Raw genomic sequence first — 26,486 nt, 5'->3', positions numbered from 1 at the left:
AATGAAATTACTTCAAACGAAACGTATGGACCGTTACAAATATTTGATCATCATGCTAATCATTTTTGGAGTGTTAATTGGCATGCGCTCGGTATGGTCTGAGCTATTCCACACAGTAGATGAGCATCGCGCCGTTAACGGGGTGCTTGATTTGAGAGATGTGGATCTGGATCATTCCCCTGTCATGTACTTGAATGGGGAATGGGAACTTTACCCGGATGAGTTGCTGACCCAACAAGATATTGCGAAGAGGAATGGCGGTGCAAAGACTGTTCAGGTCCCAGGAGACTGGGGGAGTGCACAGAATCAGGAACAAGAGAGTTCGTACGGTTACGGAACATATCGATTGCGCATTTTGACAGATCCACTTCAGACGCCGATAACCTTCTGGTTCAAGGGAATCCGAAGTTCATCCGAGATCGAGTTGAATGGAGACGCGGACGGGGGTATGGGTGAGGTCTCCGCGGATAGCAGTACATATATACCCCGAAGCACTTCATATACAGCGACCTATGATCAGGAAGGAACAACCTCTATTGAACTATTGGTCCGTGTAGCCAATTACGACAGCCCGTATATGGGCGGAATTAGCAAACCTGTTCGCTTTGGTTCACAGGCAGCCGTTGATTTTTCGCGTTGGTATTCCATTGGTTTTCAGATGCTCACCTTTCTGGTTCTGCTCCTCCACGGCATGTATGCCTGTATTCTTTACGCATTTAATCGACAGGAACGTTCCTTGCTGGTTGGAGCCGTATTAACTTTATCTGTTGGCATCACGGTTACGATGGGTCATGATAATATATTGATGTTATGGCTTCCAATTAATTATACTTGGGGCATTAAAATTCGATTGATCTCATTGTTGCTGCAAAATGCTTGTATCCTTCTGTTATTCCAGAGATTAACGATGGTTCATGTACGAAAGGCATGGCTACAGTGGCATGTTGTCATGACCTTGATCTATACGGCCGTGATTGTGGTGATGCCCATTCATATTACATATGCCATGATCCATTACAACGTCATTAACCTATTCTTTCTTGTATCCCTGATCTGGTTTCTATATATCGTCGGAACGATGATCTTCAGGAAACAGGCGGACCGGGATATTGTTTTTCTGCTGCTTACTGCAGGAGGTATTACATCCAACCTGTTATGGAGTGTGGCCGAGACAGCCGGAGATGTGACAACAGTCTATTATCCTATTGATATTATCTTTGCGATTACGGGCTTCTCTGCCTATTGGTTCAAGAAATACTTCAGGAATGTCAGGGAGAATATGAAGCTGAATACAGAGCTGCAGAAGGGCGACAAAATTAAAGATCAGTTCTTGGCGAATACATCACATGAACTGCGGACTCCACTGCATGGGATCATTAACATCGCTCACAACGTGGTCACCCGAGAGAAAAACAGGCTGGATGAACGGAGCCTGGAGGATATGGAGTTGCTGATTACGATCGGTCGACGGATGTCACATCTCCTTGGTGATCTACTGGATGTAGTCCGGCTGAAGGAGCACCGCATTGAGTTACGTCAGGGGCCTCTTTCCATACAGTCGGTTGTGCCTGGCGTTATCGCCATGCTGCAATTCATGGCAGAACGAAAACCGGTTTGCCTTCATATGGAGATTCCCGAATCGTTCCCTCAGGTCATGGCTGATGAAGAAAGGCTTGTTCAGATTTTGTATAATCTACTGCATAACGCGCTTAAACATACAGAGGAAGGAACGATATCCGTAAGTGCCGAAATTCGTGAAGGACATGCTCTGATTCATGTGACGGATACAGGCATTGGCATGGATGAGGATACACGGATGCGTATTTTCCTTCCGTATGAACAAGGGTCGTATGGAATCAGTGATGGACAAGGCATCGGGCTTGGACTGAACATCTGCAAAGAGCTTGTAGAACTGCACGGCGGGGCACTTACGGTTCGCTCGGAACTCGGAAAGGGCTCGGTATTCAGCTTCGATCTACCACTCGCGGATGAAGCCGCCGATCAGGCTCAGTCGCAGCTACCTCTAATTTGGGAACAGGCCGCGGAGATGATGGAAGATGCACCCAGCGGATTCCTGTTACCCCGCCCAGGTATGGGGGACGCGGAAGCCTTGGCGACAGCAGAGATGGCTCCATTGTTAAAAGAGGGGAGAGCCACCATTCTGGCTGTCGATGATGATCCGGTGAATCTGGATGTGCTGGTCAGCATTCTTTCGACGGAACCATATGATATAACTACAGCGGGTTCGGGTCAGGAAGCGATGGAATTGCTCGGCACACGTCAGTGGGATCTGCTCATTACAGATGTGATGATGCCCAATATGTCCGGCTATGAGTTAACCCAGAAGGTGAGGGAACAATTCTCGATGTCGGAGCTTCCTGTGCTGCTGTTGACGGCACGAAGTCAGCCGCCAGATATCTACACGGGGTTTGCATCGGGGGCCAATGATTATGTCACGAAGCCTGTAGATGCGGTGGAACTGAAATATCGGATACGTGCATTGACCATGCTAAATCAGTCTATCCAAGAGCGCCTGCGCATGGAGGCCGCTTATTTACAGGCTCAGATTCAGCCTCACTTCCTATTCAATACGTTGAATTCACTTATGGTCTTAAGTGATATTGATACAGAGCATATGCGGAAGCTTGGCGATGCTTTTTCATCCTATTTACGGATCAGCTTCAACTATCTCAACACAGGGGAACTGGTGAAATTATCATACGAGCTGGAACTCGTTGAAGCCTATCTTTTTATTGAAAAAACACGATTTGAAGATCGATTGTCGGTGGTATTAAACGTAGAGCCGGACCTTCCGTTGCTTCTCCCGCCGCTATCCATTCAGCCTTTGATTGAAAATGCCGTCAGACACGGACTATTAAGCCGCAATGTAGGCGGTACGTTATGCCTATCCATCACTCGTCATGAGGGTTATACCCGTATTGAGGTGAAGGATAATGGCAAAGGCATGGAACCCGAGAAGGTTGCTGAGCTACTGCGTGCTACACTGGGTGGAAAAGGCGGAATAGGCATTGCAAATACGAACCGTAGGTTGCTACAACGTTATGGTCAGGGATTATCGATTGTAAGTGAGCCGGGTGAGGGAACGATGGTGTCATTTGATATTCCGGATGAGATATAAGGAAAAGGCCGCAGAAGTGAAAACTTCCGGCCTTTTTGTTTTACTTGCGCGTTCATTCCCTAATTTTAATTATTTCTAATGCTTCTTTCATATGTTAGTATATTTAACATTAGAAGCGCGGATTCCGGCATTGAGCGCTAAACGTTGTTATAGTGGGTGAAGAGATCGATGCGCAATTGGGTCAAAAATGAGAATGTGCAGATGACGGCCATTGCCTTTACCACTGCGGTAGGGGCGCAATTCAAGATAAATCCGTTCCGGGAAGATTACTTCCGAATCGGGCTGGGGGTTAGCATCCTTTTATTTCTGCTGATGATCATGCCACACTTGTCTTATGTGAAGACAGGAATCCTGACAGGTATCGCGAATTTGCTGTTCCAGTCGGTAGATCTCATCAATCATGTACAGACGGTGTCTATACTGGAAAGCATGCGGGACAATCTGGGGGCAGGTGTGTATTATGTGGTCTTTGCCTATGGGCTTAGCAAGTTCAAGCATCGATTCCATGAGATGCAGCCTCTTCTGCTCGGCGGGTTAATCACATGTATCGATTTCTCCTCTAATCTTGTTGAGCTGCTTTTTCGCGGAATGTTAAGCGGGACCAATATTTTTTATATGAAGGAATGGTTGTATCTGCTTGTGGTAGGTGGTCTGCGAAGTTATTTTGTGATTGGGCTATATAACAGCATTGCGGTGAGGCAGATGCGGCTCTTACATGCAGAGCAGGAGAAGCGGATGGAGCAGATGCTGAGTGTGAACTCAGGTCTGTATGGCGAGGTCTTTTACCTGAAGAAAGCGATGAATACGATCGAAGGCATTACAGCTGACAGCTATGATCTATATCGCGATCTCCGGGAGCAGGACATGAATCAATACAGTCAGCGCACCCTGGGCATCGCTCAGCAGATTCATGAAGTGAAGAAGGATTCACAACGCATTCTGGCAGGTCTGCTGAAGCTGTATGATAATGAAAAAGCGGTCAACATGAGCCTATCTGAAGTACTGAACTTTGCCAGCAAAGCAAACCGAAAATATAGCGAAATGCTTCATAAGCAGGTCGAGATCGATATTGAGCAACAGTATGATTGTGAGTCTCCGTATTACATTCCTCTTCTCACGGTAATGAATAACCTGATTGCCAATGCGGTAGAGGCGATTGAGCATGACGGGACGGTCCGAATTCATGTATATGAGCAAGAAGATGACGTGCATTTCGTCGTGATGGACACTGGAAAAGGTGTACCTGAAGCCAAACGGGATGTTATTTTTGAACCAGGCTATACAACAAAGTTCAATGAAGTTGGCATTGCTGCGACGGGCATTGGCTTGTCCCATGTACGTGATATCGTTCAGTCGTTGGCGGGACAAATTAAGGTAGAGTCGGCGCCTCCGGGAGAGACAGGGACAACATTTGTTATAGCTATTCCCAAAATAAAACTGATCAAGGGGGCCGATGTCGATGACACTTTCTATCATGATCGTGGATGATGATGTGGTGAGTCGGAGCATGCTGCATGATATCATTGAATCCTGTGGTATCGGTGAGCTTGCGGGCATGGCTGAAGAGCTCTTTCAGAATACCCGGCATGAGCGGACCAAGGCATTTCTGGGTGAAATTTTATAACGCATACTTGAATGAAAATAATCCCCTATGGGCGGACGATGCATCAAGCACATCTAGTGTGATGGACTTGAACATGGTGTGCTTGTAGGTTTTTTTTCGCCAATTGAAGGAGGAGCTAGCTTTTTGAAATGGCAGGAAAAAGGTCATTTTGCTTGACTTCATAGAGAGAGCAGGGTAAAATTCATTAATTGAAAATGATTATCAATGAGAAATGAGACATTCGAGTGAAGAAGCAAACGGGAACCCCTCTTCGTTTCACGCTGATATTACTTTCAGCAATTGCGCTATTGTTATTCTCCATGTTTATAGCAATCTCTATGGGCGCAAAATCGTTAACACTCCATACCGTGTGGGATGCAGTCTTTAACTATAACCGTAGTCTGAGTGTTCACCAGATCATTCAGGAAATTCGTCTACCCCGAGTGCTGGCTGCTGCTCTGGTCGGAGCCGCATTTGCTGTAGCGGGTGCTCTGATGCAAGGGGTTACCCGCAACCCTCTGGCTGATGTTGGTGTACTTGGAATCAATGCGGGTGCCATGTTTGTGGTTGCACTAAGCTTTGTGTTTTTACCACAGCTTCCGTTCTCTGTATTAATGCTGCTGTCATTCACGGGTGCTGTTCTGAGTACGTTGCTCATCTATCTATTGGGTTCCGGTTCTCCAGGTGGATTAACACCTATGAAGCTCACGTTGGCAGGTACCGTTGTTGCGGCCTTGCTGCATTCGTTGACTTCAGGGATTGCTATCTATTTTGAACTCAGTCAGGATCTGGCGTTCTGGTATGCTGGAGGAGTAGCTGGGGTATCGTGGGCGCAGCTTCGTATCGTATTGCCGGTTATTCTGACTGCACTAATTCTCTCCATAACCTTGGGCAGATCCATTTCGATTATGGCTTTGGGAGCAGAGGTTGCATCCAATCTGGGCGTTCGCATAGCAAGAATTCGTGTGTACGCCATCATAATTGCGTTGGTACTAGCGGGAGTATCCGTTTCAGCCGTGGGTTCAATTGCCTTTGTGGGACTGGTTATTCCGCATATTGCAAGAAAGCTTGTAGGGGTGAACTATACATATGTCATTCCAATCTCAGCAGTGCTGGGAAGTATATTACTTGTTCTAGCTGACTTGGGTGCAAGAATTGCTGATCCTCCCAATGAACTGGCTATTGGCGTTATTGTCGCCATGATCGGCGTACCTTTCTTCCTCTATGTTGCCCGAAAGGAACAGCGGAATTTATGAAAAACAAAGCAATTCATCGTTACCAACGCACACTGTTAACAGGTGGAATTCTGGTCCTTATCGTATTGACCTCAATTGCGATCGGACTGAATACAGGCTCTATGCAGATTGCATTGCCCGATCTTGTTCTGACGTTGCTAGGTAAAGGCACGGATATGCATCACATGGTGCTCTTTGATTATCGTTTACCTCGTATACTTATTACGATGCTTGCAGGAATGGGGCTCGGTATTGCGGGCGCTATGTTGCAGGGTATCACCCGTAATGCACTGGCAGACCCGGGAATTCTCGGGATTCACGCTGGAGCATCCTTTGGTTTGTTAATCTATGTAAGCTTTTTTCAATCATTAAATACACTTCCAGTGCTCATGATACCCTTGTTTACTTTTGTGGGAGGGGTACTGGCGGCAACCCTTATCATTCTGTTCGTGTGGGATCGGCAAAAGGGATTCATACCAGCTCGTTTGATCCTGATCGGGATTGCGGTAGCTGCGGGCTTTAATGCGGCAAGCCTTTATCTATCACTGCAACTGGATGAGAAGACGTATTCGTTTACCGCAAGTTGGCTACTGGGGAACATCTGGGGAAGAGACTGGATTAACGTTTATGCAATGCTACCTTGGATGGTTCTGCTCATACCACTGGCTTGGGCCAAGAGTAAAAGCTTAAATGCGCTAGCGCTTGAGGATTCGTCCGCAGTTAGCATCGGTACGCCGGTGGAGAGAGAACGAATTCAGATTTTATGTATTGCCGTTGCGCTCTCCTCGGTGAGTGTTTCTATGGCTGGAGGTATTGGATTTATCGGACTGGTGGCCCCGCATATGGCACGTAGGCTGGTTGGCCCCGCGTTTCAGTACCTTATCCCCATATCGGCTCTGCTAGGCATGTTGATTCTTGTTGTGGCGGATACGGTAACGCGTGCAGTCTTTGATCCCAAATCCATCCCGGCGGGAATTGTAGTGGCTGCTGTAGGTGCTCCCTATTTTTTATATTTACTACGCAAGTCCAATAAAACCATCTAGAAGATGCCGAGAGGAAAAATGAAATGAAAAATTTAACAGCTATAGTGATGAGCTTATGTATGGTATTTATTCTGACGGCCTGCGGGTCGGATAAAGATCTGAAGCAGGTGACAGACGATACAACCGCAAAGACGGAAACAGCACAAACTGCAAGTACGACTGAAACTACAAAGGGCGTTTATGGCAAAAAGGTTGCTTCCATCTCTATTTTCCTGACGGGAGACCTGATAGCTCTTGGAATTAAACCGGATGGCACAACAACGAGTGACTATCTGCCCATCACAGAGGCGCGGTATCAGAATATCGAATACCTAGGCTTCACAAAAGACCCGGATATGGAGGCTTTGATTGGTTTGCAACCAGAGGAGATCTTCATAGACGCAGAATTTGCTGAGAAATTGGGTCTGGAAAAGTTGGAGAAAATCGCTACAACTCATGTGATCAATTTGGATGAAGGTTCATGGAAGGATCAGCTCCGTAACATATCGAAGGTCGTTGACCGTGAAGAAACGGCTGAGGAATTTATTGCATCGTATGATGCTAAAGCGAAGGAAGTATCTACATTGGCCAAACAGGCAATAGGAGACGGAACGGTCATGGCAGTCCGCATCTCGGCCAAAGGTTTGCGCGTATATGGTATGGAACGTCCGTTGGGACCAATTCTGTTTGAGGATCTGGCTTTAACCCCAGCCAAGGGAGTCGAAGCCATCACGAAGAACTGGGAGAATATCTCCAAAGAAGTGTTGCCTGATTTCAACGCAGATGCCATCTTTGTACTGGTTTCTTCCGTAGATGAAGGTAGCGAAGAAGTTTTCGAACAACTGAAGTCTGATCCGATCTGGATGGGACTGAAGGCCGTTCAGAATGATAAAGTATATGTCATTACAGAACAACCTTGGCTCGATTATTCCGCTTCGGGCAATAAGCTGGCTCTGGAAGATCTGGAGCGCATCTTGTCCCAATAAGATCAATTGGAAAACCCTGTGACTATTCGATTAGCACAGGGTTTTTGTTGTGCCTGAATGGGAATGTTGTGGTTTTTCTGCATCCAGGGAAAGGGAATATGGGATGTTCAGCGAAAATAAGCTTACAGGATATCAGTTAACGATATAGGAGGAATGCACCGTGAAGACTAATGAGCCGTTACAGGTATATAGTCTGCCTGAGGTTGAACATCTCAAAGTACATGGGAGAACAACGGGTCAATTGTTACCGCTGACGTTATTTTGGACGGGGAGTGCAGTCGAACTCAATGTACGGGGCTCCGAACTATGGGTTGAGGTAGAGTCGCAGTATGACATGTATGAGTCATGGATCAGCATTCTGATCAACGGTGTTCCGGTGAGCAGACAGATGTTAACGGCGGGAAGGTACTGGGTCTGTGTATTACGAGGTATGAACGCAGATGTGGTGAAGAATGTACGGATCGTCAAAGATGTTCAAGCGATGAGTGGTGACCCGGGTTGTGCCTTGCAGATTCATGCGTTGAAATCCGATGGAGCGTTCCTGCCTGTGCAGGAAAAACCGTACAAGATCGAGTTCATTGGTGACAGTATTACATCTGGCGAAGGTGCGATTGGAGCGAAAGCGGAGGAAGATTGGATTCCGATGTGGTTCAGCGCCATACATAATTATACGTTTATGACAGCAGAGGCATTGAATGCAGAATATCGGGTCATCTCGCAAAGTGGCTGGGGTGTGCTGACAAGTTGGGATAACAATCCAAAAGGGAACATCCCCGAGTATTACGAACAGGTCTGTGGCTTGCTTACTGGTGAACGTAACGATGCGCTAGGCGCAGGAGATCAGCATGATTTTAGTTCCTGGCAGCCGGATGTGGTAGTCATGAATCTGGGTAGCAATGATGGGGGTGCATTTCAGTCACCGGAATGGAAAGACCCCGACACGGGCAAGGTGTACAAGCAGCGTTTGAATGAAGATGGTACTTATCATGAAGAGGATCTGGCTGCTTTTGAGAAAGCGGTGGAACAGTTCCTGTTCAAACTTCGGAAAAACAATCCAGATGCACAACTCGTATGGGCTTATGGCATGCTTGGTTTTCCCATGATGCCTGCCATCTACCGCGCGGTTGATACGTATACAAAGGGGACAGGAGACCGCAAGGTTACGATTATCCAGCTTCCCGATACAACCGAAGAGACGGTAGGGGCGCGTACCCATCCTGGCGATTTATCTCACCGTAGGACGGCAGAGGTGTTAGCGGAATATGTACGAGGAATGATAGGATAGTTTGAAATATGGTAATGGAAAGACCACTCTTTTATGAACTGTACCCCAATGGTTAGATGGTGTCTAACTTTATGAGGTCCCTTCATCATAAGAATGGTCTTTTCCCTTTCTACTTATCTAGACATTCGAAGGTGTGTCCGCTGGGCCGCTGTTCTGTACCTCATAACGAATCGAAATGATCTGTCCGAGCGCCTGGGTTCGGAGCATTTTAAATTGACTTGGCACAGTGCCTGTCGGGAATAAAGGAATGCCTTCGCCAAGAATTTTGGGAATGATGGCGACTTCAATCTCGTCCAGTAATTTTTTTGCTAACACAGCTTGAACCAATATGCCGCCACCCACAATCCACACGTCTCCATCAGAAGTTTGCTTTAGCCGGGGAATGAGTGTCTCTACCCCCTCAGTTGTAAACTGTGCATGCGGAGCGAGCAGCTGTTCCGAACGAGAAAGCACATATGTTGGCCGATCCGCATAGGGGAATTCTTCAGACAGTGTGAGCACCTCTTCATACGTATAACGTCCCATAATAACGCTACCGATCGTTTTATAAAATGCAGCATACCCGTTGTCTCCACCATCACCCTCCACATCAAATAACCAATCGACCGAACCATCCAGTCTTGCGATATATCCATCCAAACTCATAGCAATGTACAAAATTGTTTTGTTATCAGACATGTTCATCGCTCCCTTCTAAAATGTATGATACACTTTAACTATGACAAAAGTTGACGTAGTTAGGATGTTGAATAAATGAATCATCGGAAATTGGCGATCATGCGCCTGATGGATTCCAGACAAAAGTTCACTGCCCGGGAATTGGCAGAACGGTTCGACGTATCGATTCGTACGATCCAGCGAGATCTGGATGCATTGCAGGCGCTGGGTTTCCCTTTGTACACAGAAGTTGGCGTGAACGGAGGATACCGGGTGTTGCCCAATCGGATTTTGCCACCCCTTCAACTGACACAGCAGGAGGCATTAGGGCTGTTTATGATGCTGGAATATCTACAGCAAGTACCGGATTTTCCATATGGATCAATGCGTGAGCATCTGGCTGAGCAATACTTCTCTACTTTACCCGAAGATGTACAGGATCTCATTATGCGAATGAGAGAGCATATCACCTTTGTCCAGCACCCCGGTGGGCATTCCGAGCCTTTAACAACAGCGATATTGGGTGCAGCGGTAGAAAAGAGAGAAATCGAATTTATGTATCATGCCCGCAGTGGTCCTAAAAAAGTCCAGGTCTTTCCCTATGGCATCTACTATGAGCAGGGACATTGGTACATGCCAGCCCGGAATAAGGACCGCGTATTATTGTATCGGGTGGATCGCATGCAGCAGTTGACGGTTATGGAATCAGTGGATAAATCTGTTCCAAGTCTAAAGGCATGGTTAGCTGCCAAAGAAGATAGAGCAAGCGTAGAAGTGGTGCTGCATTTCACGGAATTTGGAGCGAGGATTGCTGCGTCAGATGTATTGTTCAAGTCAGTTGAAGGCCATGAGTGGCGCGGACTGATTCCGCCTGAAGAGTTCTCTTTTACAGCACGAAAGTTACTCTCCTATGGGCCGGAAGTGAAGGTGGTGTCTCCGCTCGAACTACAGCAGCAGGTTAGAGGGATGCTGGAACGGAGTTTAAGCCAGTATGGTGGGGGATAAGAGCTTTCAAACGCTGGATATTAGGGTATCAAGGAAGAGATAAGAAAGGTGTGTAGACAAATGAGCAAAGTTTGGACTAAAGATATCATCCCGACTGTATCCGATAAAGTAGTGATTGTGACAGGTTCGAACGGCGGGTTAGGGTATGAAACGGCATTAGCGTTAGCTGAAAAAGGCGCAAAAGTTATCCTTGCAGTTCGTAATCTGGAAAAAGGTGAAAAGGCAGCTAATAAAATAAAGTCGTCTGTGCATGTAGCTGGAGAGGTAATCGTTATGCAGCTCGACCTTAGCGATTTAGCTAGTATTCGTAAGTTCGCAGCCGCTTTTCTTGAGCAATACGATTCTTTGTCCATTCTCGTTAATAATGCAGGAATTATGAACCCTCCATTCCAGTTGACGAAAGATGGCTTTGAATTGCAGTTTGGTAGTAATCATCTAGGCCATTTTGCGCTTACGGGTCTACTATTGCCTCGATTGATCTCTACTCCGAAATCGAGAGTAGTCACTGTAAGTAGTATGGCAGCTCATAATGGTGCGATTGATTTTAATAATTTAGATGGCTCCAAAGGATATAATCCTATGAAGTTCTACAGTCAAAGCAAGCTAGCCAATCTGATGTTTGCGAGAGAGCTGCAGAATAAATTTAATTCCGCCCATATTGATTCCATGAGTATCGCCGCTCATCCAGGAATTTCGCATACCAACCTATTTTCCTTCGGTTCGGGGAAACAGACCAATATATTCATGCGCAGTCTTTTGAAAATCATTAGTCAACCGGCACATATGGGGGCATTACCTACCTTATATGCTGCAGCAGATCCGACGATCACGGGAGGGGAGTATATTGCTCCCAGCGGTATGGGCGGCACTAAGGGCTATCCCAAGAGCGCTAAGATCATCGAAAAATTATATGACGCTAACATTTCAAACAAGCTATGGAGCGTATCAGAAGAATTAACAGGGGTATATTACAGATTCGACGTGTAGATTTTGCCATTAGGGAAAGTAAACCTTATTATGGTATAGACAGTTAAAAGTTCTTCAGCACGAATAAGATTAACTGAATGGGGGGCTACCATGATTCGTTTCATAAGAAGTTTCACGATCCGCTCTATGCAGAGTCCATGTGATGAACAACGGCGGTTGTTTGCATAGAGCTTGAAATTCTTTTCCGCCATATCATTGTAGTGCATATCCAATGTGTTCATTGTACGACTCTGCTGCCTTAAAGATTTTAACTTTTAAGGAGTGGAGCAACGTGAAATATATTAATGCGGATACAATCTTCCCGGAAGAATTACTCAAAGAAATACAGCGTCATATCTCTGGTGGCTTGATCTATATTCCGAGGCCCAAGGATGCCCACAAGAAGTGGGGCGAGAATTCGGGTGGCAGAAGGATTGTCCGGGAGCGGAACGACGAGATCCGCCAGCTTTTTGCTGCCGGAACAACCATCGATCAGCTTGCGGACCAATACTGTTTATCCATCGATAGCATCAAGAAAATTGTGTATTGCAAAAAGGGATGAAACTATAAAAGCCATGTTCGAGCAATCGAATGTGGCTTTTTCCTGTAAGAATAAAGAATAGTTATTAAAGCTTTTTTACATATTCGAGGTTGTTAATTACGCGTACAATTCATTTGACGGTACAAGGATATGCGTTGAGAGTTCTTGAAAATAACTCCTTAAATCATCTGGTAAGGTTGGTGAATATGAATAATATGAATATAGAAGTGAAATTAACGAATAAAGACGAGGCGTATGTGATTAAAAATATGTACCCGCTATACCTTCATGATCTATCCGGACATTATGGTCTGGGTGGAGAGCATACCCCGAACGAACATGGCATTTTTGAGCCAAGTCCTGATTATACAACGTTACAGGATCAGTATGATGTACAGAACATTTGGTGGGAAAAACCGGAGTGTCTTTATCCGTTCCTCATGATTGTGGATGGCATACCGGCAGGATTTGCGTTTGTGGCTACTCCGCCATATTGCTCACAAGGCACGGATTTCTTTGTACATGACTTCTTTCTGATGCAGCCGTTTCGAGGTGTAGGCGTTGCTGAACACGCGGCATCGACGATCTTCGGCATGTTTAGAGGAAACTGGGAGTTGTTCACCAATCCATCGGAGAAAAATAAGATTGGCCAATCTTTCTGGCGAAAAACAGTGAATAATTATACCAAAGGTAACTATCGTGAGATGTACGGGCAAACGTTCGATGGTTATAAATTGATTTTTCAATTCTCCAATATATAAAAAGAGAGACCGTCTCCCTTAGAGGATAACGATCTCTTTCTCCTTTGCCTTTTATAGATTGCCGTTGAGATAGTGATACTCAGAATTCACTTCAAAACCAACACTGCGGTACAGATTCAAAGCACGTTTGTTCTCGGTAACAACGGATAAGCGAATATCTGTGTAACTTTGTTTCCTTAGGAGATCAACCAGGATGCTAAGCGCAGTGCGCCCCAGTTTCTGTCCCTGATAAGCAGGCAAGATACAGAAGTTATGAATAAATGCGGTTGTTGCATTAATGGAGTTGACCCGTACCAGCCCAACAGGCAGTTGATTCTGCCACGCAATATAGGTGACTCGGCTGGGTTCATTTGTTTGCATAAAGTACTCGCGTGTCCAGTCCTCCGAATCTCCAAAGGCTTGGGAGGAGCAAGTGACCATAAATTCCATATCCTCGGTTTCTGCCACGGACAACGTTAGTTCAGGTGGCTCCACAACCGAAAGGACTTCATTCACAAGTTGCATCGAGTACTCCGCACGATCATAAATGGCTCCAAGGGATTGGGCGGTATGAACACCCGGAGATAAGCCCTGAGGAACGCGATAACTGAGTTGGTTGATTCCTTGTGGTTTCATATCCAGGATGGCCTTGTTCAGTAGGCTGCTGAATACACCTTGGCGACGAAAATCTGGGTGTACGATGGCATTAATATTTCCCGTTACGCCGTCGGATGGATACCAACTGAGTAGTCCTACCAAATCACCGTGGCGATAACAGAGGAGTGCATGGTCTCCGTCTTTTTTGCTGATATGGTCAAGGTCTGCTTTCAGATGAATGGAATCAAGCTGTTTACATTGTTGTTCGAGTAAAATAATAGCTTCAATCTGTTCCTTGGAATCATAGATCATAGGAACGACTTGATAAGTTGACATAGCTTTCACACCTTCATTGTTGAAGGAAACACGCAGTTATTGGACCCGCAGGCGCTATCCTTCGAGAGTTGGTCCAGTAGTAATTTTAATCATCATCATTATCTCCTCCAAATCACTTCCCGATGACTATAACACAATCTATGATGAAGATGACACCCAATGGATGTAATTCACTGGGTGTCTGTTCAGATGCACCTAATAACTGGACATTATATCCTATTGAAGGGATAATTGAGAGTAATACTGACGAGAAAGGGAGGGGTTAACCATGCGCAAGTTGGCATATGTGATGGGTATATTATTTCTTTCCGCCGCCATGTTAATAGGATGTACATCATCTGAACCAGCGGAAAGCACTGAACCCGTCACTCCACCAGCAACGGAACAGCCAAGTGATACGGGGGACCAGAAGGCGACTGCGGAGGAGCAGCAACAAGCGCTCGAAATGTCGCTGGAGTATAAGACAACAGAACTCACTGTGGATGGCAAGGACTATGAGGATACGTTAGAGATGGAAGGGTTATTGGCCAAAGGAGAGACGATGAAGCCGTTCCTGACCTCCAGGAATTATGAGGCTTACATGGCTAATCGATATATTGTCTTGCCTCTTCAGGTTGCACACATCGAACAAGCGAAACTGCATCCTGAAAATATACAAACCAAGATCAAAGATAACAAGAGCGACTGGATTCTGGTGGAATACACGCTTGATCTGAAATTTACAGACAAGAACGGCAAGGAGTTCAAGTCCATTCCGCTATCGGGCGATATCACCTTTTTGCAGGATCAGGGAGAATGGCGCATTCAGGATGATACGTACAACAGGGATGCATTCGCAGACATCATTAATAATTCTCTATAGTTCATGAAGTGTCTGTGATTCCGGCACATAGGGGTTGTGCTCGAATTATCCATTACGAATAAGCTCTTTCATATTAAGTACGCACTTTAAAGTGCGTACTTTTTTGTGGGTGTGTCCAGCTAAGCGTGCGTCGTCAAAAGGGCTTCATCGTGATGATTGTTCTTGTCTCTTCCTAGAAATTTGCAGGGTACATTCTCCTGTAATGATGATATCATTTGGATAAATAAACTTACTTATTGCGCTTTTAGAGATTGGGGTTGGATTCATCATGAGGGGAATTCTCCGAGTCGGTTCTCGTAAGGTGTGGTTTTATATCGTTGTTGCCGTTATTGTTGGCTTGGTTGCAGGCTATGTCGTCCTCTCTGAGCCGGATTCTCCTAAGTTCCAAAGTGAAAAAGGTATTCTGGATTTAAGGCAGGTTCAGCTCAGTACGAATCCGCAAAAATTAATAGGGAAGTGGGCGTTCTATTGGCAAGAACTGCTGTCGCCTGAGGATATGCGGGTTCGTTCGGCAAGGGAAGGAAATCAGGACCACTGGATTAACATCCCAAGCTCCTGGCTGGGCTACCCGTTAGAAGGTCAGCGGCTGAGCGGTACAGGCTATGCAACCTTTGGACTGGTCGTTCATCTAAGCGAACAGGATCGAGATAAGATGCTTGCTCTGCGGCTCCCTAGCATTTTTAATGCGTACAAATTATGGGTCAATGGCGAGCTGCTGGCAGAAGTTGGTGATGTTGGTCAGGACAAGCACAGCATGACCCCGCAACTGGAAACAAAGCTGGTGTATTTTCAGCCTGAAAGCGACACGTTAGAGCTGGTCATGCAAGTCTCCAACTTCCAACATCATCGGGGCGGCATTACCAAGAATATCGAGCTGGGTGGCAGTGACGTACTAACGACCCAGACCAATCTGAGTCTTGCCAGGGATATGTTCATCACGGCAAGTTTGCTAGTGATCGGTTTGTATAATCTGCTGTTGTTCATGCTGCGACGTAAGGATAAAGCTCCGTTATATTTTGGCCTGTTTACTGTACTGCTTGGTATTCGATCCTTGTTCAACGGCGAGCTTATCTTTACACAATGGTTGCCTCATTTTCCTTGGGAATTGCAGTTCAAGATCGAATATCTGATTCTTTGCCTCAGCGGTTATATCATCACCATGTATTTTGATTGTATTTTTCCGAATTATGTGTCGCGATGGTTTCGTCTTGGCACCCGGATCGTAACTGGTGCATTCTGTATCCTTGTAGTGGTAACCCCTGCAATTATATATACAAAATTTTTGCTGGTAATCGGTGTGATGGTAGTTCTACATATGATTTATCTGATGATCGGGCTGGTTCAGGCGGCTGTGCGACGTATGGAGGGAGCGCTGATCTTCCTGCTGGTGTCGGTGGTTACTTTGGTCACGGTTGTCAACGATTTTTTGTATTTTAACGGATGGTCACTAGTTGGAAATACATCTCCGCTTGGCTTATTGATATTTACGATCGCGCAGCTGATTCTGCTGTCTTCGCGATCTACGAGGACGGCATCGAACGAAGAGAGAATTACACGTGAATTACAGGACGTTAATGACAAGCTGATTGAAATGAATATGAATCTGGAACAGACCGTTCAGGAGCGAACACAGGCCTTATCTACAGTGCATGATGATCTCCAAACCTCGTATGACCGACTGCTTCACTCCGAGCAAGGGAGGAAGAAGCTTCTTGCTTATATTACGCATGATCTGCGTATGCCGTTGTCCAGCATGCTTGGATATGTAGAAGCTATACAGGACAGGGTCAAGCCGGAACGCAATGAGCAATATCTGAAGTACATCCGAGAGAACACGATAAGGATTAACCGTATGATCGAGGAGTTGTCCTTCTTGTCGCATTTGGAGACCGGACAGGTCTCGTACCGAATGGAGCCGATTCAGATGATTCCTTTCTTGCATGGTTTTTTTGAACAATATGAGTTGGTAGTGCGAGACGCAGGATTAGACTTCATACTGGATATCGGAGATACCGAGGATAGACGATCTATTTTGCCAGTTGTCGAGATGGATGCGAAAAGAATAGAGCAGGCCTTATTTAATCTAGTATCCAACGCCATGAAGTTCACCTCCAGCGGGGGGCTGGTGCGTATTGCACTAGTTGTGGAAGTGATGAATCATGCTCGCTATGCGACCATTAGCATACAGGATTCTGGCATGGGGATTCCTCCGGATCAGCTTGAGCAAATCTTCGAACGTAATTACAGATATGATCGGCCGGGAATGGGCATAGAGGGCAGTGGACTGGGGCTTGCAATTTGCAGGGAAATCGTACAAGCGCACGGAGGCATGGTTCGAGCGGAGAGCGACGGCAAGATGGGGGCGACATTCTATGTAACGTTTCCTTGTACGGTGATTGAAGGAAAGGGGTGATGAGATGGACACGCACAAAATCATGATCGTTGATGATGATCCTCATATATGCGAGATTGTGCAGGTGTATTGTGATAGGGAGGGATTTGTCTCCACCTGCAGTCATAGCGGGTCAGAAGCGATGGAGCTGCTTGCATCGTTTGAGCCGGATTTAATTATACTGGATATATTGCTGGCTAATGAAAACGGTATTGACTGGTGCAGGAATGCGCGTAATCTCACCAGTGCGCCGATTGTGTTTCTGAGCAGTCAAGAGGAAGACGAAATAAAAATTAGCGCATTATCCTATGGCGGGGACGATTATGTGACCAAACCGTTCAGTCCGGGAGTACTCATGGCCAAGATCAAGGCTCACCTTCGCAGAGTGTCGACGGGTAGAAGGGAACAACTGCTGGAGTTACCGGGTTTGACACTGGATTTCTACACGCAGTCCGTCAACATGGGGAACATACCTATCTCTTTATCGAAAAAAGAATTCAGTCTGCTGTCCTATATGGCACAAAACGTAAATCGTGTCGTCAGTGTTGATACGTTGTTTCAAATCATCTGGGGAATGGAAAGTCTGGAGGATACAAGAACGGTTGCTGTACATATCAGTAATTTACGCAAAAAAATTGAGTCTGACCCTGCCGACCCCGAGCGAATCATTACGGTTCGGGGGAGCGGATATATGCTGGTTTCTAACAGTACGTCACAAGCATGAATATAGCAGTAAGGGTGGTAGTCTATTATAAATGGGAAAATGGCGTTGGAGCAGTACCTGACGCTATTGGCCCATTTTTTGTTCTTTCCAATAGCTTCGTAATCGACTCAAGATATTGAATCCCTCAACACCAGTCTGCGCTTTTCCATCCTCGTCAAAATGATGTGCCATCTCTCCGAAAAATTAAACGTTCCAATACGCACGGATTTAAAGTTTTCTTTAGATTTCTCAAGTAGGATAATCCATCATGATAAAATCACTGTGGTCGATATAACGACATATTTCATCAAATTGCAACTGATTATTAGCTACGAGGACGTTACATTCAAGCCGGATCAAACGATAATACGTGAAGAAATGGTTGTCTTGCTGTCCCGCATTAGTACTTGAAGAGAAGGAAGTGGCTCCGATGGCACGAGTTATATGTATCACATCAGGGAAAGGTGGAGTTGGCAAGACAACGGTCACGGCTAATCTCGGGACTGCCCTTGCCTTATCGGGGAGCAGCGTTTGCCTGATCGACGCTGATTTTGGATTGAGAAATCTGGATATTCCGCTTGGTTTGAGTAATAGGGTAAGGTATCATATTTCTGATTTTCTGACGGGTCAATGTGCTTTACATCAAGTGATCGTCAAAGATAAGCGAATCAGTACCTTGTCCTTTATCTCCTGTAGTAACGACGCGGTGCATCACGATGATCCGCAAGTTTTTGGCGAGGTTGTACAGCAAATAGCCCAGGGCTATGATTATGTGCTGATCGATTCGCCGGCAGGCATTGAAAATGGATTCTGGAATGCGGCTTTGGCAGCAGATGAGGCTATTGTCGTTACTACACCTCATCGTACATCGCTTCAGGACGCGGATCGCGTAATCGGATTATTAGAAGATATGATTCCGGCTCCGCCACAGCTCATCATTAATATGGCCGACGGACAGGAAGCCCGTTCGGCAACGGTAAAGATGCAGGATATGATCGATATTCTCAATATCGGTGTGATTGGCGTGATCCATGCCGATGTAGAAATTATACGTTCCGTACATAAGGGCATCCCGATTGCGCTTAATCCCGAGTTCGAAAGCGGGCTGCGCTTCAGGCATATCGCCCACAATGTGGCGAAGAATCAGCAGGAGCCGTTTATCTCATTGAAACCCAAGAGGCATATTAGTGTTTTTTCACTTCCTCCAAGACTGCGTTGGGGGAAGAACAGTTCGTTATAGTCGCTTCTGGTAGATGAATCGTTGAGAAGAGAATCATCTGGAATGGATTGCAGACTAGCTTAAGAATTCATGAAAAATAGTGGTGTGGGAGTTACCTTCCCTACGCCGCTATTTTTTGATGTCATTGATGTTCTCACTTGCGAGTGGTTGCTTACTTAAAGTTTTCTTTATAATTCACAAGCGCCCCTATCTCGCATGATAAAATACGGAAGAAAAAACGACATAATTTGCTGTGTCGGTGTCACAATTCGACTGCAACTGATCAGAAAGGTCGGTGAACGAATTCAATCTGTAAATTTTTTTCGCTTGATCTCCGCGTGTCGAGCGAACTGACTTGCAGGAGACCAATGATCCCGATCTGGGTCAGTGGTATCCGCTATTAGTCTGGCTTTGTTGATTAGCTTGATTAGAAACCAATTTTGGATGGTCTTAGTTTGATCTATACATAGAAGGGATGAATGAAAGTGAAGAAAGTAAGACAGGGATGGAAGGTGAGCCGGCAGATCCTAATGTGGATGCTGGTGATCAGCTTAATAGTTTCTGCCGTGCCCCTATTACCAGCGCAATCGGCAGTAGCGGCTGAACTGCCGATGCAGAAGACAAAAGTAATCACATCCACTGGATTCCAGGATGTGAGTCACACCGACTGGTTCTATGATGCAGTCGTCCATGTGCAGGAGAAGGGCATATTCAGCGGAACGAACGCGAGTAGCTTCTCTCCTAAGGGGACAATGACACGTGCCATGTATGTAACGGCACTTGGACGGATGGCCGGAGTCGATGTGGGGGCGTACTCCACTTCGAGCTTTGCCGATGTACAGGCGGGCAGCTGGTATGCGCCATATGTCGAATGGGCGGTTAAGAAGGGAATTACCGATGGCACGGGGGATCGGAAATATTCGCCGGATGCTACCGTATCTCGGGAGCAAATGGCGACGATGACGTTGCGGTATTTCGAAAGCGAACAGATCCCTTATCAGACCGAGAATCCGGTCACGACAGAGCCGGGCGATCTCTCGGATGTATCGCCTTGGGCGGCTGACGCGGTCATCAAGCTGTGGCAAGCCGGTGTGTTCACCGGGGACGAAAAGGGGAACTTCAATCCGCGTGCGCAAGCGACTCGCGCGGAAGCAGCGGTTCTCTTCATGCGCAACAACGCGGTTGTAGAGGCGTGGAAAAATCAGAATCAAAAGCCGGTGACACCGACATCGCCAGTGACACCAACACCGACATCGCCGGTGACATCAACGCCAACACCGTCACCCGGCAGTAATAGCGGTGGCGGAACGCCTGGAGACAACGAAAGTAGCCCTGGCGCCGGTTCCACTGCGTATACGCTCACGTTTGAGAGCAACGGAGGCACGGCAGTTGCTGCGCAGACGGTACGAAAAGGCCAGGTGCTAAATAATCTACCTGCTCCAACAAAAGAAGGATATATATTTCAAGGGTGGTTTGTGGATAGTGATCTTTCACTCATCTTCGCAAGTGGCACTACCTTGACTGCGGATACGAAGTTGTATGCGAAGTATACGGATAGCATAGATCGTGCCGTACAGAGCGTACCAAGCTATTCGGTACTGGATGTCGCGCCGAACTTCACCATTAAGGTGCAGGATTCATCGGGCAGTCTAACGGAATCCCAGGTCAAAGAGGGGATGAACTTCGTGGATACGGCGAATCCCGAATTCGAAGGGGTTACCGTCTCTGGCGGGAACGGAGTTTTCACGGTATCGTCAGCAGCCGAAAATGGCAAGTTCGTTGAAGGTAACACATATCAACTTACGTTGACGGATGACAGTTTGTCCTTCCAAGGCCAAGACGCGACGACAAGTATTTATGTATTTAGCGTTGCTAAACAAGAAGTCATGAATGTTCCGCTCAATCCGAACATGATCTACATTCCGTTCACGGATGTCACGGATATGGTGATAAATGGAGCAGATGTCGATTCGCCCGCGATTTCAGTCGTTACTACGACGGTAGGCGGCGAAAATGCACTCGCCGAAGTGAATGCGAGTAGTGGAACGTTCAAGTACACCGGAAGCACTGGCACGGTGATTCAAGTTGGTGATACCGTAGCCATCTATGAGGGAATTAGTCCCAAACTGCGCACAGTCGAAACGACTGGTGAAGACGATGGTGATGTGGCCTATGTCCAGATCACGTCGGTAGATGGAAGTGTCTATACCTATGATCACGCAGATGCCAAACAAGTGTTGCTCAAGCCAGATGTGCTACCGGTGAGCGTAGAGGCAGATACGGATGGAGATCCCAGTAACCACTCCATCACGGTAGATCATACCGCGATGAACTACAGCGACGGCCTGTACGAGCCCTTTGGTTTGGATCAACTGACCACGGTCGATGTGGGAGACTTTATCGGGTTCTATGAAGGTGAATTCGCCGAAGAAGGTTCTAAGGTAACCGGTTATGGACGCATTACGTCGATTACGCCTGAGGCGGAGATGGACGTCATTACGTATACCGATGCCACCATTGAAGATATTGAGAATGTCTTCAACATCTATCAGAAGCAAGCAATTGACGGCGACGATCTGTTTTCGGAAGAACAGATTGCACAGCTCGAAGAGCAAATTGAGCAGCAAGCGAGAGACAGCGGATTCGTCAATGAAGCCGCGGATTATCTGTCTGACATCGCCATGGAGACAAAGGAAATTCAGGAGATCAAGGCTCAGTCCTCCCTAGCGTCCGGTAAAGGGAGCCGGGTAAGTGTGGAGAAGCTGACCGTTGTTGCTTCACTCGGCACGAGGCTGAAGAATATTGACGGCCGAACCTCAGGCGTAAGCGCTACATTACAAGTGGGTGCTGATATTGTTGTTAATATCAATGAAGACAGCGATCTTGTCATCCATATGACGGGTACATTCGTTCAGGAGATGAGTCTGGACCTCGGTATCAATGGGGATATGAAAGGGCACTGGCTGAAAAAGTGGGGGATTCCTTACTGGTACAGCATTGATGATTATGTAATTACGGCGAATCTGGATGCTTATAGCTATACCGGGATGAACATCACGGCAGAGATAGCTCTCGTTGAACACGATAAGTTAAATGATGCACTGAATGACTGGGTGGGCGAGAAGAACGCTGGCAGGTTGGGCAAGGTTCAGGACATTGCGACACAGATTAAAGCGGTAATGGCGGGTGTGCAAGATACTGCCGTAGATGCGGAATCGTTGAAGGAAAAGTATCAAGAGATGTTGGAGCAAGACACGGAGTGGGTTCCGTTAATCAAGAAAGAGCTCTTTGAAAAGAGCGTACGCGTGGCTTTAGGTATTGTGGAAGTCAAATTTGAAGCGGAGTTTGTGGTCAGCGCCCAAGTGAACCTGACGGTGGGAGCAGATTTCTACTATAAGATGGCCAAGCGCTACTCGGTTAGCTTGCGCGTATTGAGTTTTAGTGGTTCGAGCAATACGGTCAGCTTGCCTGGAGACGGAGATTACCAATTTACCTTCTATGTAATGGGGACGATCGGTTTACGAGCTGGTATTCATATGGAGGTCAAAGCGGGGATTGGAAGCGTCAAGTTGAATAGTATCGGGCTTGCTGTAGAACCCGGTGTGTATGTGAATCTGTGGGGCTACTTCTACTACCAGATGAAAAACATAAGCGGAGTGCGGTCCACCCAGTCTTTAGGTGCCCTGTTCGTCGAGATTGGCATCTATTTGGAGGTCGAACTCGGCGCTCAATTAGGTGATGGCGGGCTTTCCGGCGGCGTAGAGCTGGTCGATGAAGAGTGGCCACTGTATACGATAGGGGAAGAAAAGAACGTCTACGACTTCGCCTATCCACAGGATGATGAGCTCGGGTTGCTCTTCAGGGGAGATGCTGACTCTCGCAATTTACCAGAGTCATTTTTCAAGATGGATACTTTAGATTTGAAAACAGGTATAACTACGCAAGAAACATATGATAGTTCACAATTTGATATTCAATTAAGCGGTGATAACTTCAGATTTTTGCTTGATAAAAAAGGGGTACAAGTTAGAAACAAGACGATTCCATCGAGTGCGGCTAAATTAGTTATTACTTGGAAGGGAGCGCCGATGTCATTCACGTCAGCTCCGATTCAGCGTACGATCCCACTGAACTGGATTAAAAGTGCGGATGGTGATCTTACGATCGAATTCGATCCAAGCAATGGAGAACCATCTGAGATTGTAACTGCTGCCTTTAATGCAGCAATTCAAGTGAAAAACAAAGTCCCAGTAAATCCGGGATATACTTTCGATGGCTGGTATACTTCTGCCTATGGTGGTACAAAAGTGGACATTCCCAATCGGATGCCTACAGGTATTCCAAAACTGTATGCACATTGGATTGTGGACACAGACACACCGTACAAAGTCAATCATTATTTGATAGATGCAAACTCACAGAAATTATCTGTGCTTACGGATTCCGAAACGCAGACGGGAACAACAAATACAGAGATTCGTATAACCTCTAACAAATATAGGGATCGTGGCTATAATGAAGTTGTAGTAAAAGGTATCTATATTAAGGGCGATGGTTCGACGGTTGTTAATATTTATTACAAACCGATAAGTCGGACATTAACTTTTAATTTAGGTTATGAGGGAGCACCAGAGGGTAAACTAACGGATCTAATTTATAAAAATATCGTTAATCGAATTCCAGTTCCGACAAGAACGGGATATACGTTTGCAGGTTGGTCACCGAATGTCCCAAATACGATGCCAACGGATAACGCCACCTATACCGCAAACTGGACAGTCAGGGATGATACGCCTTACAAAGTCGTATACTTGCAGCAAAATATAGGGCATCCAACCTATACGGTTGTAGATGAAGAAACGCATCGGGGTATAACCAATACGAGGGCAATCCTGCCTAAAGAATCACTCAGGTCTTATGAAGGATTCACGGTAGATACAGCTCTTCCGGGAACTGTGTTAGATGCCGATATTGCGAGCGATGGTACAACGGTTCTAAGGGTGTACTATACGCGTAATATGTATAAGTTGACCATAGATTACAATGACCTGAATACACCTGCAAAGGAGATCGATGTACAATACGGATCAACGACTTCATTACATTTCGGTGATCCAACTTGGGCAGGTCATGAATTCAAGGGGTGGTCATCTGTCCCAGCGGTAACCATGCCTGCACAAGATATCGAGTATATCGCTCAGTGGGACATAGACCAGCATACTGTCAAATTTAACAGTAATGGTGGAGTGGAAGAAGTTCCTGATCAAACATTAGCTTATGGAAAAACTGCCATCGAACCAGCAACACCAACGAAGAAAGATCATGCGTTCGGAGGTTGGTACAGCGACAGTGATCTTACAAAAACCTACAATTTTGCAACGTCAGTGACGAGTAACATTACGTTGTATGCGAAGTGGATGCGTGGTTATACGATGAGCATCAACAGTAATGGTGGGACAGAGATATCCGACCAGGCGGTCTACGAAGGAACAAAACCTGCGGCACCTCAACCACCAACGCGTGAGGGATATGTGTTCGGAGGTTGGTTTAGCGACAAAGATTTGACAAAGGCATATAATTTCACAACCGAAATTGTGAAGGGTGATATCACCTTGTATGTGAAATGGGTAGTTGCTCAAAAAACGCAGTATAGAGTTCGCTTCTTTGATGAACAAAAGACTGAGCCAATCGATCAGTTGGTAACTGAAGGTGGTGTGGCAGTGGCACCTGAGCCACTAACAAAACCAAATCATACGTTCTTGTTCTGGAGAGATAAAGAGAAGCGGAATGAAGCATTTGATTTCACAACACCAATAATGAGGAATTATGAGATACACACGGCATGGATACTGAATAACTATGAGGTAAGCTTCATAAGCGACGGCAAGAAGTTGAGTGGTCAGTCCGTTAACCATCAAGAATCGGCTAAAGAGCCTTCAAGGCCAACGCGCGCAGGTTATGTGTTTAAAGGATGGTACAGTGACAGTGATCTGACGATACTCTACGATTTCAGGACTCAGGTGACGAGTGAGATTTCGTTGTATGCGAAGTGGATGCCTGAGTTCACCGTGAGATTTGATAGTAAAGGCGGCTCAGCAGTAAATGCCGGGACAGTGGAGTATAATACTAAAATTGCGGTGCCTGCATCTCCGAAGCGGACAGGTTATAAATTCGGCAATTGGTATAGTGATGAAGGTTTGACCAGTGTCTATAATTTTGAGACACCGGTAACGACAAATTTCACGTTGTATGCGAAATGGACACCCGTCTTCACAGTAATCTTCGACCATAAGGATGGTTCAGCGGTGACAGATCAGCAGCCGGTGCTGGAAGGGGAAGTGGTTTCTGCACCTGCCGCACCACAGCGAGAAGGTTATACCTTCATCGGTTGGTATAGCGATGAAGATTTGACCAATGCTTATCATTTTGAAACACCGGTGACGACGAACATCACGCTGTATGCAAAATGGAAGGTCTTATATACAGTATCTTTAAGTTCATCACAGGAATTGATCCGACAGACAGTGGCAGAGGGCGATATGGTTACTAGACCTGAGGCCTTTCCTCCACGAAGTGATGGATGGATAGTCTACTGGTGGTACGTAAAGGGTAAGCCTTGGGCAGATGCTTACAATTTCGAGACGCCAGTGACAGGAAACTTTGAGTTAGACGCATATTATGGACGTCCCTATACGGTGAACTTCGAGTCTAATGGTGGTTCAGCGGTGGCTTCCCAGATCCTTGGAGGTATAGATAAAGTCAAAGTACCTGAACCTCCAGTGAAACCAGGATTTGTGTTCGAAGGTTGGTATAGAAATAAAATATTTACTACAGCATATGATTTTGAATTGAAGATTTCAGATTTGGGAATCAGTTCTACTACTTTGCCGTTGTATGCAAAGTGGCTGCCTCTCGACAATAATGAGACCATCAATAATGACATGAATTTTTTAACAGATGATAAGACGGTGGCGGAAGACAGTGTTGTTTCGCTAGCTTTTAAATCAGTAATGGATTCCTATATATATGATGGTTGGTATGCAGACCAAAAGAGAACGATTCCCATGAACTTTATGAAATACCAGTGATGTCAAAGCCCACGATATGCGAGTTTTGGGATCATACATGATATATCCCGATAGACAAATCAAATCATTCGTCATTAGATCGTATGTTCCAATTTTGTAGAAAATTTTGG

At 46.1% G+C, this 26,486-nt stretch carries 18 protein-coding genes; 16 read left to right on the top strand and 2 right to left on the bottom strand.

The features are described 5' to 3' along the window. Window position 1 precedes the first annotated feature (1 nt). The 7 genes from MHI55_RS30625 (at window position 2) to MHI55_RS30595 (ending at window position 9,270) form a co-directional block, all read left to right on the top strand. The gene (locus MHI55_RS30625) at window positions 2-3,139 is read left to right on the top strand and encodes an ATP-binding protein (protein WP_340388145.1); all 3,138 of its coding nucleotides are present in this window, start codon (window positions 2-4) and stop codon (window positions 3,137-3,139) included. Window positions 3,140-3,307: 168 nt separating this feature from the next. Then, a complete protein-coding gene (locus MHI55_RS30620) occupies window positions 3,308-4,627 on the top strand; it encodes an ATP-binding protein (RefSeq protein WP_340388143.1) in 1,320 nt (439 codons plus the stop codon). Then, window positions 4,599-4,763: a hypothetical protein gene (locus tag MHI55_RS30615; RefSeq protein ID WP_340388141.1), complete on the top strand. Its 165-nt coding sequence runs from the start codon at window positions 4,599-4,601 to the stop codon at window positions 4,761-4,763. The genes MHI55_RS30620 and MHI55_RS30615 overlap by 29 nt, the downstream gene beginning before the upstream one ends. Before the next feature lie 260 nt (window positions 4,764-5,023). Continuing rightward, window positions 5,024-5,998 (top strand): iron ABC transporter permease, encoded by a 975-nt coding sequence (locus MHI55_RS30610; RefSeq protein WP_340390663.1) that lies wholly within the window; start codon window positions 5,024-5,026, stop codon window positions 5,996-5,998. After that, window positions 5,995-7,020, top strand: coding sequence for an iron ABC transporter permease (locus tag MHI55_RS30605; protein ID WP_076320254.1), 1,026 nt, complete (start codon window positions 5,995-5,997; stop codon window positions 7,018-7,020). The genes MHI55_RS30610 and MHI55_RS30605 overlap by 4 nt, the downstream gene beginning before the upstream one ends. A 23-nt stretch (window positions 7,021-7,043) precedes the next feature. After that, the gene (locus MHI55_RS30600) at window positions 7,044-7,985 is read left to right on the top strand and encodes an ABC transporter substrate-binding protein (protein WP_076320253.1); all 942 of its coding nucleotides are present in this window, start codon (window positions 7,044-7,046) and stop codon (window positions 7,983-7,985) included. A gap of 160 nt (window positions 7,986-8,145) precedes the next feature. Beyond that, the gene (locus MHI55_RS30595) at window positions 8,146-9,270 is read left to right on the top strand and encodes an SGNH/GDSL hydrolase family protein (RefSeq protein WP_340388139.1); all 1,125 of its coding nucleotides are present in this window, start codon (window positions 8,146-8,148) and stop codon (window positions 9,268-9,270) included. 117 nt (window positions 9,271-9,387) lie between these two features. Here the strand turns inward: MHI55_RS30595 and MHI55_RS30590 are convergent, their stop codons facing one another. Continuing rightward, window positions 9,388-9,954 carry a dihydrofolate reductase family protein gene (locus tag MHI55_RS30590; RefSeq protein WP_340031498.1) on the bottom strand — a complete coding sequence of 189 codons (567 nt, stop codon included), beginning with the start codon at window positions 9,952-9,954 and terminating at the stop codon, window positions 9,388-9,390. 69 nt (window positions 9,955-10,023) lie between these two features. Here MHI55_RS30590 and MHI55_RS30585 point away from each other — a divergent pair, with 69 nt between their 5' ends. The 4 genes from MHI55_RS30585 (at window position 10,024) to MHI55_RS30570 (ending at window position 13,200) form a co-directional block, all read left to right on the top strand. Next, window positions 10,024-10,932, top strand: coding sequence for a YafY family protein (locus MHI55_RS30585; protein WP_340388137.1), 909 nt, complete (start codon window positions 10,024-10,026; stop codon window positions 10,930-10,932). A 60-nt stretch (window positions 10,933-10,992) separates the two neighbouring features. After that, a complete protein-coding gene (locus MHI55_RS30580; RefSeq protein WP_047840963.1) occupies window positions 10,993-11,919 on the top strand; it encodes an oxidoreductase in 927 nt (308 codons plus the stop codon). Window positions 11,920-12,190: 271 nt separating this feature from the next. Then, window positions 12,191-12,460: a CD3324 family protein gene (locus MHI55_RS30575; protein WP_036611734.1), complete on the top strand. Its 270-nt coding sequence runs from the start codon at window positions 12,191-12,193 to the stop codon at window positions 12,458-12,460. 206 nt (window positions 12,461-12,666) lie between these two features. After that, the gene (locus MHI55_RS30570; RefSeq protein WP_340388135.1) at window positions 12,667-13,200 is read left to right on the top strand and encodes a hypothetical protein; all 534 of its coding nucleotides are present in this window, start codon (window positions 12,667-12,669) and stop codon (window positions 13,198-13,200) included. 51 nt (window positions 13,201-13,251) lie between these two features. Here MHI55_RS30570 and MHI55_RS30565 read toward each other — a convergent pair whose 3' ends face one another. Then, window positions 13,252-14,112 carry a GNAT family N-acetyltransferase gene (locus MHI55_RS30565; protein ID WP_340388133.1) on the bottom strand — a complete coding sequence of 287 codons (861 nt, stop codon included), beginning with the start codon at window positions 14,110-14,112 and terminating at the stop codon, window positions 13,252-13,254. Between the two features lie 268 nt (window positions 14,113-14,380). On the opposite strand from MHI55_RS30565, the gene MHI55_RS30560 reads away from it, so the two are divergent. The 5 genes from MHI55_RS30560 (at window position 14,381) to MHI55_RS30540 (ending at window position 26,376) form a co-directional block, all read left to right on the top strand. After that, window positions 14,381-14,974 (top strand): hypothetical protein, encoded by a 594-nt coding sequence (locus tag MHI55_RS30560; RefSeq protein WP_340388131.1) that lies wholly within the window; start codon window positions 14,381-14,383, stop codon window positions 14,972-14,974. A 268-nt stretch (window positions 14,975-15,242) separates the two neighbouring features. Then, entirely contained in the window at window positions 15,243-17,387 is a 2,145-nt protein-coding gene (locus MHI55_RS30555; RefSeq protein WP_340388129.1) for a sensor histidine kinase, read from the top strand. 4 nt (window positions 17,388-17,391) lie between these two features. Further along, window positions 17,392-18,090: a response regulator transcription factor gene (locus MHI55_RS30550; protein ID WP_076320246.1), complete on the top strand. Its 699-nt coding sequence runs from the start codon at window positions 17,392-17,394 to the stop codon at window positions 18,088-18,090. A gap of 349 nt (window positions 18,091-18,439) precedes the next feature. Further along, the gene (minD, locus tag MHI55_RS30545) at window positions 18,440-19,309 is read left to right on the top strand and encodes a septum site-determining protein MinD (protein WP_340388127.1); all 870 of its coding nucleotides are present in this window, start codon (window positions 18,440-18,442) and stop codon (window positions 19,307-19,309) included. Between the two features lie 458 nt (window positions 19,310-19,767). Then, window positions 19,768-26,376, top strand: a complete 6,609-nt coding sequence (locus tag MHI55_RS30540; protein WP_340388125.1) for an InlB B-repeat-containing protein — start codon at window positions 19,768-19,770, stop codon at window positions 26,374-26,376. Window positions 26,377-26,486 lie beyond the last annotated feature (110 nt).

The sequence above is a fragment of the Paenibacillus sp. FSL E2-0151 genome, from assembly GCF_037993015.1.
GTDB classification, from domain to species: Bacteria; Bacillota; Bacilli; order Paenibacillales; family Paenibacillaceae; genus Paenibacillus; species Paenibacillus amylolyticus.
Note: the sequence above shows the minus strand (reverse complement) of the source record. Positions and strands in the feature narration are given on the sequence as shown.